We start from the raw sequence: 16676 nt of genomic DNA, 5'->3' as shown, positions 1-16676 counted from the left end.
GGGGCGCGGTGGGTGCGGGGTGCGCGCGGGGCGCGGCCGCGGCGCGGCGGGGTCGGTCAGAGCGTGACGCGCGGGTGGTACTCGTCGAGCCACAGGGCCAAGTCGACGACACGTTCCAGCCGCAGCCGATGGCCCCACGGGAGCCGGTCGGCGGGGGCGTCGAGGCAGGCTTTGATCGCCGTCTCGTCGGCGATGCCGCGTATCTCGCCGCCGCGCGCGTCGAGCGCCTCGCGGGCCAGGTCCTGGAGGCCGCGGTTGTAGTCGGGGTGGTGGGTGGCCGGGTAGTGGTTCTTGGCCCGGTGCAGCACCGAGGGCGGGGCCAGGGTGTCGCCGGCGGCGGCCCGCAGCAGGCTCTTCTCCCGGCCGTCGAAGGTGTGCAGCGACCACGGCGCGTTGTAGGCGTATTCGACGAGGCGGTGGTCGCAGTAGGGCACCCGCACCTCGAGTCCCTGGGCCATGCTCAACCGGTCCTTGCGGTGCAGGAGTTGACGCAGCCAGCGGGTCAGCGACAGGTGCCGCAGTTCGCGCAGCCGATGTTCGCCGGCGTCCTCGTGGTCCGCGTGCGGGACGGCGGCGAGGGCCGTGCGGTAGGTGTCCGCCCGGAACTCGCCGATCCGCAGGGTCCGGGACAGATCCGGGTGCAGCGGCATGGCGGCCTCGTCGCCGGTGACCCGCAACCAGGGGAAGGTGTCGGCGGCGAGCGCGGCCGGATCGTGGAACCACGGGTAGCCGCCGAAGACTTCGTCCGCCGCCTCGCCGGAGAGCGCGACGGTGCAGTGCCGACGGATCTCGCCGAACAGCAGGTACAGCGAGGTGTCCATGTCGCCGACGCCGATCGGCGAATCACGGCAGGCGACGACCGCACGGCGGTGGTCGAGGTCGAGCAGGGCGAGCGGGTCCAGGACGACGGTGTCGTGGTCGGTGCCGATGAACCGGCCCGCCTCCGCCGCGTACGGGGTGTCGTGCCCGGTGCGCAGCACGTCGGCGGTGAACGAGCGGGCCTGGTCGGTGTAGTCGACCGCATAGGAGCGGATGCGCGCGTCGGGGCTTTCCCGCAGGCGTAGTTCGTCGGCGAGCAGCGCGGTGACGACGGTGGAGTCCAGGCCGCCGGAGAGCAGGCTGCACACCGGTACGTCCGCCTCCAGTTGGCTGCGGCAGGCGTGTTCGACCAGGTCGCGCACCCGCTCGACGGTGCTGTCGCGATCGTCGTGGTGGGGTTGTATCGCCAGTTGCCAGTAGGCACGCTCGCGGATGCCGTCGCGGTCGAGGGTCAACATCGAGCCGGGCGCGATCTCGCGGATCCCGGTCCAGACGGTGGGCCCGGTGTCGAACAGCAGGCCGTACGCGGCGCGCAGCCCGTCCGCGTCCACACACGGGTCGATCTCGGGGTGTGCGAACAACGCCTTGGGCTCGGAGGCGAAGGCGATCCCACCCTCGACCTTCGCCCAGTACAGCGGTTTTACGCCGAGCCGGTCGCGGACCAGTACCAGTCGTGTCCGACGGACGTCCCAGATCGCGAACGCGTACATGCCCTCCAGGTGGTCGACGCAGCCCTCGCCCCACTCCCGGTAGGCGCGCAGTACCGTCTCGGTGTCGCTGCGTGTGCGGAACTCGTGCCCGGCGCAGCGAAGTTCGGCGCGCAGTTCGTGATGGTTGTACACCTCGCCGCTGAAGTCGAGGACCACTTCGGGATCGTCGCGCCGGTCGGTCATGGGTTGCCGGCCGCCCGCGATGTCGAGTACGGCCAACCGCCGGTGTCCCAGGGCCGCTTGGGCGTCCAGCCACGCACCATCGGCGTCCGGTCCGCGCCGGGCGAGCGTCGCGGTCATCGCGTCGAGGGTCGAGCGCCGTGGCCGCGCGTCGTGCAGGAAGGACACCCAGCCGGTGATACCGCACATACGTGGTCTGTCCTTCGGTCGGGAGGCGGGGCGACGCCGTCACGTCGGTTCGGGAAGGGGCGGGCGTGCCCGTGTGGTCGATCTCGGTCTCGATCTCGGCGGCGATCAGCCCGCACGGGCGGCGACGAGGGTGCCGCCCCACCACCGACACGCGCACACGTCCGCACACGCATCCGAGTAGTCGGGCGGCGATCGCCTCCGGTTCCGGACTCGGCACCGTTTTCCCGCGCGCCTCGATCCGGCCCGCGGCGACGACGTCGCGAAGGCGCACGTCTCGACGCACCACGCGACGGGCACGGGACGGGGCGGAGGCGGCGCGGCACGGGACGCGGCGACGCGACGCGAGGCGCGGCGGCGCGAGACGCGGCGCGGCGCTGCGGAGCGCTGCACGGCGCAGCGCTGCACAAGGCGCGAGGCGGCGCGGGGGCGGGGACACGGGCGCGAGACGAACACCGGGCCGTTGCGCAGCGCTGCGCGGCGCGGCGCGGCGCAGCGCGGCGCAGCACGGCACGGCACGGCACGGCGCCGAGGGGCACGAGGCGCGAGGCGGCGCGGGGCGCGGGCACGGGCGCGAGGCGGCACGGGCACGAGGCGCGAGGCGGCGCGCCGCAGGGCGTGCCGGTCGGGCATCGCGCTCGGGCAACCGGGCCGGTCCGGCCCGCCTGGACGTGCGGTGTCGGAGCGGGCCGCTACATTCTTCAGGCTGCCGGAGACTTGCCCCCCAACCAGGTCCGGTGGCGAGACGAACGGCCCGCCGCCCCCAGGCGCACCCCTCGCGGGGCGGCGGGCCGTTCAAGCCCGCGGGCTTCGACCGTGCGACGACGGTTCCGGCCGCGAGGCCGCGCCGAATACCACGGGACGATCCCGACGCGGTCCCGGCGCGACCCCGGTTCGACCCGTCAGCGACCTCGGCGGGAGTTGAGCCGGGCGGCCTGGCGCGTCAGGTGGTCGCGTTCGGCGAGGTTGGACGCCTTGTGGGCCGCCTCGGCGTACAGCCGTGCCGCCGTCGCCGGGTCGCCGTCGCGCTCGTGCAGGTACGCCGCCACCGCGGTGTGGCGGGGCAGCGAGTCGTCCAGCGCCGCGAGCGCCGCCAGGCCCGCGCGCGGTCCGTCGGCCTCGCCGACGGCGACCGCGCGGTTGAGCCGGACCACGGGGCTGTCGGTCAGACGCACGAGTTCGTCGTACCACTCGAGGATTTGCACCCAGTCGGTCTCCTCGGCGGTGGGCGCGTCGGCGTGCAGCGCCGCGATCGCGGCTTGGGCCTGGAACTCCCCCAGCCGGTCCCGGGCCAGCGCCGCCTGGAGGATCACGACGCCCTCGGCGATCGACGTGGTGTCCCACCGGCCGCGGTCCTGCTCGGCGAGCGGCACCAGGCTCCCGTCCGGCGCGGTCCGGCCGGCCCGCCTGGCGTGGTGGAGCAGCATCAGGGCGAGCAGCCCCGCGACCTCGGGGTGGTCGATCGCGGCGGTGAGTTGCCGGGTGATCCGGATGGCCTCGGCGGCGAGGTCGACGTCGCCGGAGTAGCCCTCGTTGAAGACCAGGTAGAGCACACGCAGCACGGTGGCGACGTCGCCGGGTCGGTCGAACCGCACGCCGGAGACGGTGCGCTTGGCTCGGCTGATGCGCTGCGCCATGGTCGCCTCGGGCACCAGGTATGCCTGGGCGATCTGGCGGGTGGTCAGCCCGCCGACCGCGCGCAGCGTGAGCGCGACCGCGGAGGAGGGCGTCAGCGAGGGGTGGGCGCACAGGAAGTAGAGCTGGAGGGTGTCGTCCGCCGCGGGCGCGGGCCCGGGTGTCGGCTCCTCGTCGACGCGGTCCTCACGCCGACGGCGGGCGGCATCCGAGCGGGTGGCGTCCAGGAACTTGCGCCAGGCCACCGTGACCAGCCAGCCCTTGGCATCCCGCGGCCGGTCGGCCGGCCAGACGCGGAGTGCCTCGACCAGGGCGTCCTGGACGGCGTCCTCGGCCGCCGCGAAATCGGCTCCGCGGCGCACGAGGACGGCGAGTACGCCCGGCGTGAGGCTCCGGAGCAGGGCTTCGTCCATCGGTGGGGTCACTCCGTGACGGTGGGGTGCGAACCCAGGAACGGGCGCAGTTCCAGCCACTCGTGGATCGGTCGCCCGCCCGCCCCGGGTGCGGCCGACAACTCCCCGGCCAGTTCGACGGCGCGCTCGTAGCTCTCGACGTCGATCACCATCCACCCGGCGATCAGGTCCTTGGTCTCGGCGAACGGACCGTCGGTCACCGGCGGGCGCCCCTCGCCGTCGTACCGCACGAACGTCCCCTCCGGGGCGAGTGCCCGACTGTCCACGAACTCGCCGGTCTCCTCCAGCCGGGCCGCGAAGTCGTTCATGTACTTCACATGGGCCGAGATCTCCTCCGGCGTCCACTTCTCCATCGGCACGTCGTTGACCGAAGCCGGAGCGCCGCGGTAGTGCTTGAGCAACAGGTACTTGGCCATCGTGGTTCTCCTCGGTGTGATGCGACCCATTGTGGTCGCCTGCACACCGGGGACGGAGCCGGTCACGCGTTCTCGACATCATCGGCCGAACTTTTTTCGGCCCTTCCGGAACGCGTTGCCGTCCGGGGGCGCCGTGCGGCTACATCGACGCGTGGATCCGCCGCGGGGCGTCCAGGACGCGGCTGATGATCTGGATCACGAGCGGCGGCTGTTCGCTGTCGTTCCGGTCGTTGCCGAGGATGTGGTAGACCTGCTCGACCGAGGGGGGTCCGACGGCCGGCGCCTGGCGCGCGGCCTGCTGGGAGGTGGCCTCGCCGGTCCGCACGGAGTAGGCGGCCGTCATCGCGCCGGTCCGGCCGACACCCGCACCACAGTGCACGAACACCGGTCCGTCGGAGGTCTGCACGATCCGCAGGAACTCGTCGACCTGGGCCTGGGTGGGCGTCTGACCGTCCCGGATCGGCAGCCGCTCCAGCTTCAGTCCGGCCTGCGCCGGGCGCTCCAGGTCGGCCTGGCTCATCTTCTCCGCGCGCAGGTCCACGACGGTCCGCACGCCGCGGTCGGCGAGTTCCCGGTATCCGGGGACACCCGGAGCGGAACCGCGCCACACCTTGTCGTCCACCTGCTTGAAGTGGTTCATCCCGGCGATCGAACTGCCCGAGGACTCGCCCTGTTGGGCGACCGCGTGCGCCCCCAGCATGCCCAGGACCGACACCAGCCAGATCACGCCGTAACCGAGCGCGGCAACGAGTACGTACTTCAGAACCCGTCGAACCGTGCGCCGCCGGGGACCGGCGGGCGCGGCCGAAGGGGCTCCGGCGGCAGGTCTGGCAGGCGTCCAGGAGCGCCCCGGCCAGCGCCTCCTGCGCGTGCAGCGCCGACAGGGCCCGGCGACCCCACGACGCGGCGGACACCAGCCGCCCGCCGAGCATCTCGCCGGGCGCCGGGAACTCGGCGAGCCGGCGATCGACGTCGGCCATCAGGTCCAGCGCGAGCAGGGGCAGCGCGGATCGCAGGCGTCCCACCCGCCACGCCGCTCCGGCCGCACGGGCACCGGGTGCGGGGTTGAGGATGTCGAGGACGGGGTGCGGCGAGGGGACGGTGCCCAGCAGGGCGCAGGTCGGCCACCGCCAGGCCGTCGACGGTGCGCACGACCGGGACGGTGCGCGGCCGGCGCCTGGGGGCGGTGCCCGTGACGTCGAGGGCGACGGCCAGGCCGTGCGCCATCGGCGCCACCCACAGGTCCTCCTCCAGCGGTTGCAGGACGTCCGGCAGGGTCTCGGCCACCGGCCCGGGGCCCAGCAGTCGCGCGCCCCGCGCGGGCCGCGCGCTCATCGCGGTGATCGGGCGGGACTGGAACAGCCACAGGCGGTCGTCGGCGTCGAAGCCGAACTCCATGTCCTGTGGCGCGCCGAACAGGCGCCGGGTCTGCCCGGCGAGCACGACGAGCCGATGCAGCCGGCGCCGACCCAGTACGTGCCGACCCGGCGGCTCGGCGGGACGGGTGGGCAGCCGACGGCCGCGGCGGGTGAGCCGGTAGTGCACGCCGTCGCTACGCCCGTCCACGAGCCGGGCGGGGCTGCCCGGCACCGCGCTGATCAGGATGTGGTCCTCGCGCCCTTCGACGGGATCGGCCCCGAACATCACCCCTCCCGCGACCGGGTACGACATCCGCTGGACCAGAACGGCCATGCCGTCGACCCCGGCGCCGTCTCCGGGCAGGTCCGGGTCGGCGGCCCGCGCCGAATCGAGGACCGTGTCCACCGCCGCGGTGAAGGCGTCCCAGCCGCGCACGTCCGCGACCGTCGCGAAGCGCCCGGCCATGGAGGAGGTCGCGGTGTCCTCGTGCACCGAGGAGGACCGCACGATCAGCGACCGGGAACCGCCCTCGGCCAGCGTGTGCCAGGCGCGACGCAACGACTCCTCGCCGTGCGGGGCATCGGGGGCGCGGGTGGCCGGGACGAGCACGAATCCCGGCAGGACGGGCAGGCCGGCGGCCGCGGCGCGGGCCAGTTGGGCGGCCTTGCCGCCGGTCAGCCGCGGATCGTGGGCCCGCTCGACCTCCAACGGCACGACGACCATCCGGTTCGCCTCGACCGCCATGGCGGGCTCCTTCCGCCGCCGGTGCCTGTACCGGTTCCGCTTGCGGTGCTCGTACCGGGTTCCGCTTGCGGTGCTCGTATCGAACTCCGCTTCCGGTGCTCGTGCCGACCGGTTCCGGCGCTCCCGAGCGGAACGGAGCGTCCCGGGCACACGGCCGACGGGCGTACCGACATCTCGACATTCAAGCTTCCCTCTCCGTCCGCGCATCGGGCAATCCGACGGGTGGGAACCGGCCAGGGCACCGAGGCGCGACGAAACCGCGGCACCGTCACCGCGTCCCCCGCGTCCGCGTCGGCGCCCGGATCGGCGCCCGGATCGGGCTCAGGGGCGGCGGGCCGCCCAGACCGTGCGGCTGCTCCGTAGCGTCAGATCGCGGCGGTTCGCGAGCGCGTCGGGGTGGTCGTCCGCCAACAGGAGGTCGAGCACGTCCAGGTCGTCGGCGGCCAACCGGCCCTCGACGGCGACCCGGAAGGCGCCGAACTGGCGCCGCGCGTACCGCCGCGCGGCGGGCGGCGCCGGGCTCGCCTCGACGGTGAAGGTGCGCTGCGCGACCGGCTCGAAACCGGCCCGTTCCAGGTGTGGCCGCCAATCGGGGTGCGCGTTCCAGCCCGCTCGCGCCGCCGCCTCGTGGCAGCGGGTCTCCAGCCCCGGGCGGCCGACGCCGATGTCGTCCGGCAGGAAACGCGGCAGCGCGTCCATCTCGACGACGGCCAGCACGCCGCCGGGGTTCAACGCGCCGTGGATGTCGCGGAGCACCCGGTCCGGGTCGGCGACGTGGTGCATCGAGGAGGCCGCCCACGCGACGTCGACGGCGTCGACGGACGGCCAGGCGACGTCCAGGTCGGCCGACACGACGCGCAGCCGATCCGCGAGTCCCGCGCCCTGTGCCGCCGCGCGCAGGCGGTCGCGCAGCGCGGGCGACCGGTCGATCGCGACGATCTCGGCCGCCTCGAATCGCCGGGCCAGCGCCAGGGTCCCGGTACCGGTGCCGGCACCCACGTCGGCGACCCGCTTCGGTGCGTCGGGGCCGTGGCGCCCGACCCAGTCGGTCATCTCGTCGAGCAGCGACCCGAGCATCTCGGCGTCCAGGTCCAGCATGTCCGCCGACGCCGACTCGTCGTGCCCCGTGGGCCCGTCGCCGTGGCCGTGCTCGTGGTCGTGCCGGTGCCGGTCCTGCTGCCGGTGGTGCTCGTGGTGCGGGTGATGGCCGTGCCGATCCGAGTGCGTTTCCATGGCCTCACGATAGGCAGATTCATGCGCATGGCACATATACTCTTGCCTATGGCGCAAGAAGAAGTAGGCCTGGACAACATCGTCCGCCACCGCATTCGCGGTCTGCGACTGGCCCGTGGCTGGTCGCTGGACGCTCTCGCCGCCCGCTGCCACCTGAGCCCGTCCAACCTGAGCCGGATCGAGACCGGGCACCGCCGGATCGCCCTGGACCAATTGGTGGGCATCGCCCGCGCGCTGGACACCACGCTCGACCAACTCGTCGAATCCGCGGACGACGAGGACGTGGTGATCCGCCCCGAGCCGTGTCACACCCAGGGCATGACCAGTTGGCTGTTGTCCAACGAACGCTCGCTGCACGGGGTCACCGTGGCCAAGCTGCGGATCACCCCCGACCGGCCGACCGGAACCGAACACCTCAAGGTGCATCCGGGCCGCGAGTGGTTCACCGTCCTGTCCGGCACGGCCCTGCTGCAACTGGGCGAGCGCACCATCATGATCCAGGCCGGCAACGCGGCCGAGTTCTCCACCATGACGCCGCATTCCATCGGCGCGCACGGCGGTCCCGTCGAACTGCTGATCATCCTCGACCACAACGGGGAACGCACCCACCTGCCGTCCGCCGGCCACACGCCGAAACCCTGACACCGACCGCGCGACACCTCGGCGTCCCGGCCACCGGGCGCCGTCCGCCGCCGGATCCCACCCGCCCGCCGGCAGCACAGCGACCTGTCGCGTGGTCGCTCGTTCACCGGGCATGAGCAACCACGCGCCACCGCCCGGCGACTCCCCCATCACCGACGCCCGCATCTCGCCCGAGCAGCACGCCGCCCTGGAGCGGGTCACCGCCGCCGGCGAGCGGGCCGGCGCGTGGCTGTGCGCGCACGGTCGCCCGGGCGGCCCCGCGTGGGCACTCGCCGGCGCGATCGAGCACGTCCTGCGCAGCCTGCACGTCGGCGAGCCCACCGGCCCCGGGCCGGACCGGCCGCCCCGCCCCGACGTCGACGCCGACCTGCTCCTGTACCTGGATCCCTACGCGAGCCCGGCCGGCCCCGTGGTCGGCGCCGTCCCGCTGACCGCCGCCGAGACCGTCGCCGTCATCACCGCGGCCGGCTGCGCCCGGATCGCTCCCGAGGCGATGTCCCGCGCCGACTGGGCGGCCCAACTGCACGTCCTGGCCGACGCGATCGACGACGCCCTGGAGCACGCCGACCGGCCCGCCCACCCGTCGGCCCCCGGACCTCGACACGCGGAGTGAAACCCCGGGCGGCGCGGCGCGGGCCGCCGACTCCGATCTCCCGCACGCCCCGGAGCCCGCGAGCGCGCGCCGGCGCCGACCGACGCCGGCCCGCACCGTGGCTGTACCGTGATCCGGATCACGGGAACCCGACCCTTCGCGCGGACAACTCGGCATGTGAACCATTCGACACACGCGGCGATCCGCGCCGGCGACCCGGTCGCCTTTCGCGAGTTGTACCAGGACCACCACCGGGTGGTGTACGCGCACGCCTACCGCGTCACCGGGGACTGGACGGCGTCCGAGGACGTCGTCTCGCTCACGTTCCTGGAGGCGTGGCGGCTGCGTGAGCGCTTGCGGGACGAGGGCGAGACCCCGCGTCCCTGGTTGATGGGCATCGCGATCAACGTGCTGCGCAACCGTAGTCGAGCCGCGCGAAGACATCGGCACGCGATGGCAAGGTCGCCCGCGCATACGGTCGTTCCCGACATCGCCGACGCGGTCGTCACCCGCATCGACGACGGCGAACGACTGGCCGCCGCGCGTGCCGCGCTGGGCCGGCTCCGGCGCACCGACCGCGAGGTCTTCCTGTTGTGCGTGTGTTCGGAGCTGACCTACGCCGAGGCCGCGCACGCGTTGGGCCTGCCGGTGGGGACCGTACGCTCCCGCCTGTCCCGGGCCCGGGTCCGGTTGCGCGCCTTGGCCGACGAGGAACTGCGGTCCGTGCGGGCCCCGTTCCTCCCCCGCGTCGCCATCGCCGCACGTCCCGCGCCCGTTCCGACGATCCTCCGGGAGCCGACCCGATGAAGTACGACGTACCCGCGCCCGAAGAACCCACCATGTCCGGCGAGTCCGTGTCGAGCGACCGCGCCCGACCGGGTGGCGACCCGACCGAGCGTGCCCTGGCCGCGGATGCCCGGCCGACGCCTGCTCGGCAACGGCTGCTCGAGGAACACCTGATGCGCGAGATCACCGCCGACGCCGCGCGCACGGCCGCGCCCCGCCGACGTGCCCGGCGGCTGTTGGCACCGATCGGCGCCATGGTCGCGGTCGGCGCCGTGGCCGCCGCCGTGGTCCTGGTCGCGGCGCCGGACCCCACGACCCGGGGACCCGCGCACAGCGCCGCCGCCGCGCCCGACGCGTCCGCGGTGCCACGACCCGGGCAGGTCCTGTACGTCGAACTCGAAACGTCCTCGTGGTCCGGCGTCGACGGGGTTCCGGTGCAGATCCCGCCGCATGCCCGCAAGGAGTGGTTCGCCCAGGACGGTCGGCGGTGGTTCCTGGACGAACCCGGGTCCCCCGTCTCCGGGTTGGTCCTCAACGATCCGCCGATGCGGTGGAACTACGCGGAGTTGGCCGCGCTGCCCGCGACCCCGGAGGCGGTGTCGGCGGCGCTTCGCGGGCGCGACGCGTGGCCCGGCGGCGGCAAGGTCGATCCGGATCAGGCCGTCTTCGACGAGATCCGGAACATCCTCGACCAAGGTGTGCTGCCACCGGGAATCGCCGAGGCGCTGTACGAGGTGGCGGCCCGCACGCCGGGCGTGGTGGCCGTCGCCGACGCGGTGGACGGACGCGGCCGCCGTGGGATCGGGCTGAACCGTACCGATCCGGTCACCAACATACGCGGGGAACTGGTCTTCGAACGGGGCAGCCGGATCTTCCTGGGCACGCGGGGCGTGCTCGCGGCGCCCGGCGAAAATCACCCGAACGGAACGGTGATGTGGGAAACGACCGTGCTGAAGCGCGACATAGTCGACACCATGCCCGGCGACCCGGTGGCCGAGGTCGCCGACTCGCGCTCACCCTCGACCACTTCCCACCGGCGACCGTAAGCGGCATGGCCCGCACCCTCGGCGGGCGCGACACCGCCCCGCCGGCCGCCCCGCCCACCGCACCGGAACGCAAGGACGACATGAACCGCGCCACCATGCCCATCCATCCGTCCGACACCGCCCGGGCCGCCGCCGTGCCGACCGAGCCCGCGCGCGAGGACCCGCCCGCGCATACCGGGCGCCGGCTCCGGATCGCGGACCGACTCGCCATCGCCCTGCCCCTGCTGGTGGTGGCGGTGATGGGGTGGCACCGTCGGTGGATCACCGACGACGGTCTGATCTACGTGCGCGCGGCCCGGGAGATCGCGGCCGGCAACGGTCCCGTGTACAACCCCGGCGAGCGGGTGGAGACCTCGACGGGCACCCTGTGGCAGTGGCTACTGGCGCTGCCGGCCCTGCTCACGCCGGGCGACCCGGCCCGGACCGCCGTGTACGCCGGGCTCGTGTTGTCGATCGCCGGGATCTGGCTCGCCCTCGCGGGCACCCGCCGGTTCCTGCGCGCCGAGACCGGGCGGTACCTGGTCCCGGCCGGTGCGCTGGTGCTCGTCGCGCTGCCCCCGGTCTGGGACTTCGCCACGTCGGGACTGGAAACCGGACTGGCGACGGCCTGGATCGGGCTGTCCTGGCGGTTGCTCGTCACCTGCGGCCCGAACGCCACGACGACCGGGCGTCTCGCGGGGATCGCGGTGGTGTTCGGACTCGGTCCGCTGGTCCGCCCCGAACTGGCGGCGACCTCGCTCGTGTTCCTGGCCGCCATGGCGATGGCGGCACGGCTGCCCCGGCGGACCACGCTCGCGGTATTCGTGTGCGCGGGTCTGTTGCCCGGCCTGTACCAGGTCTTCCGGATGGGCTATTACGGCCTGCCCTACCCGATGCCCGCCGTCACCAAGAGCGCGACCCGGCAGTTGTGGGGGCGCGGTTTCGACTACCTCGTCGACTTCGCCGATCCCTACCGACTGTGGATTCCGGCCGTGCTGATGCTGTTGCTCGTCGCGGCGCTCTTGGTCCGGCGCGGCCCGCGCGAGCGGCGCACCTGGATCCTCGGCGCGGCGCCGGTCGTGGCCGCGGCGGTGCAGGGCCTGTATGTGCTCCGGGTCGGCGGGGACTTCATGCACGGGCGGATGTGGTTGCCGGTGCTGATGCTCGCCTTGCTGCCGATCCTGCTGGTTCCCGTCGACCGGCGCGTGGGCGCCCTGGTCGTCCTGGTCCCGGTCTGGGCCACGTGGTGCGGCTTCGCTCTGCGTTCCGGTCTGGTGACCACGGACGGTCCCCGGGCCGGTGTGTACCAGACCTGGAACGAACGTATGGTGTACGTGAATTGGACCCGCACCCCCAACCCCACCACGTCGCACGCGCACAGCGCGACGCTGCCGGGGCTGCGTGCGGAACTGTTCCGGATGGACGCCGACAGCAGGCGCATGCTCGTGCCGGACGGCAACTACCTCGCCGACGCCGCCGCGTTGCCGCCGCTGCCCCTGCGCGCCGACCTGCCGGCGAGGGAGGGGGTGATCATGGGGCGGCTGGGTGTCGGTGGCGTGGTCACCCCGCTGCGCGGGATCGTGGTCGACGTGTGGGGCCTGGGCAACACGGTGGGCGCGCACATCGAACAGACCGAGCACGTCGCCGCCGGGCACGAGAAACTCCTCCCGCTCGCCTGGAACATCGCCCTGTACGTCGACCCCGCCGGATGGGCCCGGATCCCCGCGCACGTGGTCCCGATCGAGGACATCCGCGCGGCCCGGGCGGCGCTGGACTGTGGTGACCTGAAGGAACTGCTGCGATCGAGCACCGAGCCCATGTCGCCCGGCCGCTTCCTGCGCAACCTCACCGGATCCTTCGACCGCGCCGCGCTGACCATCCCACCCGACCCCAAGGCCGCCGAACGCAAGTTCTGCACCCGCTGAGTCCGCTCTCCGACGGCGGACCCGGGCGGCGACTTCGCAGCGCGCGCCGCCGCCCGGGCCGGGTTCACGAGCCGTCCAGCAGCACCGCCAGGGCCGTCGCCGTGTCCGGGTGACGGCCGACCAACACCACACCCGGCGACCCCGGTTCCGCTGTCTCCCACGGATCGTCGCAGCCCAGCAACCGTGCCACCGCGTCGCACGTGGCGGGGTGCGCCGTGAGCAGCGCGAGGCCACCGGCGCCGCCCGGCCGCCGCGCCGAGGACCGGGCCGGCGGCACCGATGGCGCCAGCCACGGCGGCACCCACTCGTCCAGTGCCCGCAGCCGACCCGGGAAGATCCGTCCCGCCTCGCGGATCAGCAGCGGCGCCGACTCGGCGCCGCCGGATCGCAACGTACCGATCAGCGTCGGCAACCACGGGAGCAGCAGCGGGTCGGGCAGTCGGGCAAAGGCGTTCGACACCGCCTCCACCACGAAGTCGGTCAGCCCGGGCACCGGCTCCAGCGCGTGCACGAAGCCACTGAGGTAGTGCGGATAGGCGGGCAGCACCATCGGGTTGTCGAGCATGTCGTCGCATCGCGCGCGCAGGTCCGCGCGCGAGAGCACGCCCAACTGCACCTGCGCCGCCCACAGCAGTGCCACCTTCGCGGGCTCCTCGGGGTGCGACTGCCCGACCGCCAGCTCCAGTTGGGTGCGGTCACAGCCCAGCGACAGCGCCAGGGTCTCCATGCTGAACAGGAAGCCCAGCATCGCCGCGACCTGACGCACGCCGGCGTCCTCGTCGGTGAACGCGGTCGGCAACAGGGTGCAGTAGTGCGCGTACCCGGTCTTGACGAACGACTCGATCCACGCCGGGAGCACCGGTTCGCTGGTCCGGTAGTAGGCGAGCAACCGCCGTACCCGGCGCAATACTTCCGGTGCCCCGTCGACGCTGCGTTCGGTCGCCAGGACCTCCAGCGCGCGGGTGCCCAACTCGTCGGCCAGGCGCCGGCCGCGCAGGTACAGCGTGGCGTCCTCGACCGCCTCCAGGACGGTCGCCGCGGTCGCGTGCGGGCCGTACGCCGTCCGGCGCAGCCGCTGCTCCAGCACCTGTTCGATGCTGACGCCCTCGTAGCCGAGTTCGATCAGGGCGCGCTGATGGGTGCCCAGCGACAGGTCCCACGACTCCTGGATCGCTCGTTCGCCGAGTCGGCGTTCGCCCATGATCGGGCGGGCCGCGCCGGGTGGCATCAGGTAGCGGAGCATCCACAACACATCGGCGCACCGCTCCAGTTCCGGCCGGGCCGCGATGTCCAGCAACGCCCGGCGTACGCCCCGCTGTTCCAGGTTCAGTTGCAGCGGTGCGAGCCGGTCGTGCACGTCGCGGGCCAGCGGCGGCAGCGCGTCGTAGCCGACCTTGCCGATCCGGTCGCCGCCCATCATGATCTCGACGATGCGGCGCACGTCGCGGCGGCCCGGCACGGTGTCCTTCTCGATGCAGGTGACCGCCGCGTCCTGGAAGTCGTACGGCGTGGGCTTGGCCCGGTCACGCATGCCGGCGAGCAGGATCGAGGTCTCGAACACCGAGATGGCGTCGGCGGTCGAGGCGAGGTACCCGTTGCGCCGTGCGGCGCGGACCACGTCCACCGACCAGCCGAGCAGTTCGGCCTCGTCCAGGCGGTCCAGCACGGGCGGCCGACCGAGGAAGCCGGTCAGCCGGTCGGCCGCCGGGAGCGGATCGCTCGGCCCGGAGGCCGCCGGGACGACCGCCGTCGACGCGGTCGCCCGTGCGGCGCTCTTCTTGGGCTTCGCGGTCTTCTTCGCGCCCGCCTGTCCGGTGAGCCGGAACGGTGTCACGCCGGTGCGCGAGAGGTTCTTCGCCCACACCGTCGCGGCGATCGACACGGATCCTGCCGCGAGGCCGAACTGCGCCTCGATCGCGGCGTGGCTGGACGGGATCAGGCCGTGCTGCCACGTGGTCGCGGTGCGCGGGGTGATCTCGAACGTGTCGGCGCCGTGCACACCGAACTCGGCGACCCGCGAGGCCGCGTGGAACGCCCCGCAGACGTAGAGGCAGTCCGCCGGATCGGTGCCGGTCGCGGCGAGGTGTTCGCGGGTCCGGGTCCACATGTAGCGCTCGCGGTCCTCGTCCACCCGCACCCGTTGCGGATCACCGGGGGCCAGCCGCCGGAACAGGCTGCCGATCAGCAGCATCACCTGCCGGTAGGTGTCGTGGTCGCAGTCGCCGAGCGGCAGTTCGACGTACTGGTGCCACCATTCCGACCAGTGCCGCACCCGGCCGTGGCGCAGCAGGTGCTCCTCCAGTTCGGCGAAGCGCGGGCGCAGGTCACCGATCTCCAGGCCGACGGCGTCGCCGTGCAGCGCGCTCTCCTCGTCGGCCGGCGCCGCGTCCGGGTCGGCCGGTTCGGCGGACTTGGTGCCGCGCGGTTCCCACTGGAACACGTGGTCCGAGGAGCGGTCGACCAGGACCAGTTCGGTGCCGGGGGTGTCCAACGTGTAGGCGATCGCCTGGTATTCGGCGGACGCCTCGGTGATCGGCGCGACCACCGACAGGGGTGCCCACTCGGCCGGGAAGCCCTCGATCTCGGCGGCGAAGGACTGCACCGCGACCGGGAGGGTGCAGTTGCGCAGCTCGGTCAGCAGCGGCGCCATGTCCTCGCACAGTTCCAGGTACACCACCTTCGGCCGCTTCTCGCGCAGCCGGCGCGCCATGGCGATCGCCGAGGCGGGCGAGTGGTGGCAGACCGGGAAGATCTCCAGTGGTTCGCGCACCGCGCGGTCCACGTCGTCGACGATGCCCAGCAGGATGTCCTTGAGCGCGTCCGGCCCGTCGGCGAACGTCGCGGCGGCTTCCTCGAGTTGGCCGCGCAGGGCGTCGAACGCGCCCTCGTTCGTGCCGCTCATGACAGGCCGGCGATCGCGTGGCGACCGCCCTCCAGGAACTCCGGCCAGAGCCCGCCCTCTTCCTTCCCGCGCGGCTCGACGACGCCGTGCAGGTACTTGTTCATGATGGCCAGGTCCTCCGGCTCGCGCCGGGCCAGCGAGCCGACGAGCGAGGAGGCGAGGGTATGCGCGGTCAGCGCGCGCTCGCCGAAGAAGTTGCTGTGCAGGATGGCGTCCTCCAGGACGCCGATCTGTTCGGCGGTGGACAACGACGACTCCAGCTTCTCGTCGTCGCTGCCGGCCGCGGCCGCGGCCGCGCGCAGGTCGGCGAAGCTCTGGAGCAGCACGTCCAGCAGCGTGGGCGGCACGTCCAGTTCGATCCGGTGCCGGCGCAGCAGTTCCTCGGTGCGGAAGCGGACGATCTCCGCCTCGCTCTTCTTGTTGGTCACCACCGGGATGCGCACGAAGTTGAACCGGCGCTTGAGCGCGGAGGAAAGGTCGTTGACGCCCCGGTCACGGCTGTTGGCGGTGGCGATGATGGAGAAGCCTGGCTTGGCGAAGACGATGCTGTCGCTGTCGAGTTCGGGAACGGAGACGTACTTCTCCGACAGGATGGAGATGAGCGCGTCCTGCACGTCGCTGGTGGAGCGGGTCAGTTCCTCGAAGCGGCCGATCGCACCGGTCTCCATCGCGGTCATGATCGGGGAGGGGATCATCGATTCCCGGGACTGGCCCTTGGCGATCACCATGGACACGTTCCACGAGTACTTGATGTGGTCCTCGGTGGTGCCCGCCGTGCCCTGGACGACCAGGGTGGAGTTGCGGCAGATCGCGGCGGCCAGCAGTTCGGCCAGCCAGCTCTTGCCGGTGCCGGGGTCGCCGATCAGCAGCAGACCTCGGTCGGAGGCCAGGGTGACGATGGCTCGCTCCACGATGGAGCGGTCCCCGAACCACTTCTGTGCGATCTCGCGATCCAGGCCGTCGGAGCGCTCGGAGCCCAGCACGAACAGGCGGACCATCTTGGGGGACAGCCGCCAACTGAAGGGCTTGGGGCCGTCGTCGATCGACTCGAGCCAGTCCAGTTCCTCGGCGTACTTGAGTTCGACGGGGGCGCGCAACAGGTCGGACAT

13 protein-coding genes are annotated in these 16676 nt (G+C 73.1%); 5 read left to right on the top strand and 8 right to left on the bottom strand.

Annotated features, from left to right (window positions below):
* Positions 1 to 56 precede the first annotated feature (56 nt).
* From asnB to OG948_RS50205, 6 genes are all read right to left on the bottom strand, one after another.
* Positions 57 to 1898 carry an asparagine synthase (glutamine-hydrolyzing) gene (gene asnB, locus OG948_RS50230; RefSeq protein ID WP_331771753.1) on the bottom strand — a complete coding sequence of 614 codons (1842 nt, stop codon included), beginning with the start codon at positions 1896 to 1898 and terminating at the stop codon, positions 57 to 59.
* A gap of 899 nt (positions 1899 to 2797) precedes the next feature.
* Positions 2798 to 3943, bottom strand: a complete 1146-nt coding sequence (locus OG948_RS50225; RefSeq protein ID WP_331771752.1) for a DUF6596 domain-containing protein — start codon at positions 3941 to 3943, stop codon at positions 2798 to 2800.
* A gap of 8 nt (positions 3944 to 3951) precedes the next feature.
* The gene (locus tag OG948_RS50220) at positions 3952 to 4359 is read right to left on the bottom strand and encodes a YciI family protein (RefSeq protein ID WP_331771751.1); all 408 of its coding nucleotides are present in this window, start codon (positions 4357 to 4359) and stop codon (positions 3952 to 3954) included.
* A gap of 139 nt (positions 4360 to 4498) precedes the next feature.
* On the bottom strand, positions 4499 to 5086 hold the full coding sequence (locus tag OG948_RS50215; protein WP_331771750.1) for a fused DSP-PTPase phosphatase/NAD kinase-like protein: 588 nt from the start codon (positions 5084 to 5086) through the stop codon (positions 4499 to 4501).
* Positions 5087 to 5118: 32 nt separating this feature from the next.
* Positions 5119 to 6462 carry a PEP/pyruvate-binding domain-containing protein gene (locus OG948_RS50210; protein WP_331771749.1) on the bottom strand — a complete coding sequence of 448 codons (1344 nt, stop codon included), beginning with the start codon at positions 6460 to 6462 and terminating at the stop codon, positions 5119 to 5121.
* 321 nt (positions 6463 to 6783) lie between these two features.
* A complete protein-coding gene (locus OG948_RS50205) occupies positions 6784 to 7695 on the bottom strand; it encodes a class I SAM-dependent methyltransferase (RefSeq protein WP_331771748.1) in 912 nt (303 codons plus the stop codon).
* A 48-nt stretch (positions 7696 to 7743) separates the two neighbouring features.
* On the opposite strand from OG948_RS50205, the gene OG948_RS50200 reads away from it, so the two are divergent.
* From OG948_RS50200 to OG948_RS50180, 5 genes are all read left to right on the top strand, one after another.
* Positions 7744 to 8337: a helix-turn-helix domain-containing protein gene (locus tag OG948_RS50200; RefSeq protein ID WP_406300698.1), complete on the top strand. Its 594-nt coding sequence runs from the start codon at positions 7744 to 7746 to the stop codon at positions 8335 to 8337.
* Positions 8338 to 8449: 112 nt separating this feature from the next.
* Positions 8450 to 8950, top strand: a complete 501-nt coding sequence (locus OG948_RS50195; RefSeq protein WP_331771746.1) for a hypothetical protein — start codon at positions 8450 to 8452, stop codon at positions 8948 to 8950.
* Positions 8951 to 9106: 156 nt separating this feature from the next.
* Positions 9107 to 9736, top strand: a complete 630-nt coding sequence (locus OG948_RS50190; protein ID WP_331771745.1) for an RNA polymerase sigma factor — start codon at positions 9107 to 9109, stop codon at positions 9734 to 9736.
* Positions 9733 to 10761, top strand: coding sequence for a CU044_5270 family protein (locus OG948_RS50185; protein WP_331771744.1), 1029 nt, complete (start codon positions 9733 to 9735; stop codon positions 10759 to 10761). The genes OG948_RS50190 and OG948_RS50185 overlap by 4 nt, the downstream gene beginning before the upstream one ends.
* Positions 10762 to 10766: 5 nt before the next feature.
* Positions 10767 to 12665 carry a hypothetical protein gene (locus tag OG948_RS50180; RefSeq protein ID WP_331771743.1) on the top strand — a complete coding sequence of 633 codons (1899 nt, stop codon included), beginning with the start codon at positions 10767 to 10769 and terminating at the stop codon, positions 12663 to 12665.
* A gap of 64 nt (positions 12666 to 12729) precedes the next feature.
* On the opposite strand, the gene OG948_RS50175 is transcribed toward OG948_RS50180, so the two are convergent.
* Both OG948_RS50175 and OG948_RS50170 read right to left on the bottom strand, forming a co-directional pair.
* Positions 12730 to 15567, bottom strand: coding sequence for a hypothetical protein (locus OG948_RS50175; protein ID WP_331771742.1), 2838 nt, complete (start codon positions 15565 to 15567; stop codon positions 12730 to 12732).
* Complete coding sequence (locus tag OG948_RS50170) at positions 15564 to 16676, bottom strand: AAA family ATPase (RefSeq protein ID WP_331771741.1); 1113 nt, start codon at positions 16674 to 16676, stop codon at positions 15564 to 15566. The genes OG948_RS50175 and OG948_RS50170 overlap by 4 nt, the downstream gene beginning before the upstream one ends.

It is taken from the genome of Embleya sp. NBC_00888, from assembly GCF_045207655.1.
Lineage (GTDB): Bacteria > Actinomycetota > Actinomycetes > Streptomycetales > Streptomycetaceae > Embleya.
This window is presented reverse-complemented; position numbering and strand designations above follow the sequence as displayed.

Excerpts from the sequence above, each read along its gene's own strand:
- asnB (WP_331771753.1), bottom strand. The coding sequence starts at position 1,898 with ATGTGCGGTATCACCGGCTGGGTGTCCTTCCTGCACGACGCGCGGCCA.
- OG948_RS50225 (WP_331771752.1), bottom strand. The coding sequence starts at position 3,943 with ATGGACGAAGCCCTGCTCCGGAGCCTCACGCCGGGCGTACTCGCCGTC.
- OG948_RS50220 (WP_331771751.1), bottom strand. The coding sequence starts at position 4,359 with ATGGCCAAGTACCTGTTGCTCAAGCACTACCGCGGCGCTCCGGCTTCG.
- OG948_RS50210 (WP_331771749.1), bottom strand. The coding sequence starts at position 6,462 with ATGGCGGTCGAGGCGAACCGGATGGTCGTCGTGCCGTTGGAGGTCGAG.
- OG948_RS50205 (WP_331771748.1), bottom strand. The coding sequence starts at position 7,695 with ATGGAAACGCACTCGGATCGGCACGGCCATCACCCGCACCACGAGCAC.
- OG948_RS50200 (WP_406300698.1), top strand. The coding sequence starts at position 7,744 with ATGGCGCAAGAAGAAGTAGGCCTGGACAACATCGTCCGCCACCGCATT.
- OG948_RS50195 (WP_331771746.1), top strand. The coding sequence starts at position 8,450 with ATGAGCAACCACGCGCCACCGCCCGGCGACTCCCCCATCACCGACGCC.
- OG948_RS50185 (WP_331771744.1), top strand. The coding sequence starts at position 9,733 with ATGAAGTACGACGTACCCGCGCCCGAAGAACCCACCATGTCCGGCGAG.
- OG948_RS50180 (WP_331771743.1), top strand. The coding sequence starts at position 10,767 with ATGGCCCGCACCCTCGGCGGGCGCGACACCGCCCCGCCGGCCGCCCCG.
- OG948_RS50175 (WP_331771742.1), bottom strand. The coding sequence starts at position 15,567 with ATGAGCGGCACGAACGAGGGCGCGTTCGACGCCCTGCGCGGCCAACTC.
- OG948_RS50170 (WP_331771741.1), bottom strand. The coding sequence starts at position 16,676 with ATGTCCGACCTGTTGCGCGCCCCCGTCGAACTCAAGTACGCCGAGGAA.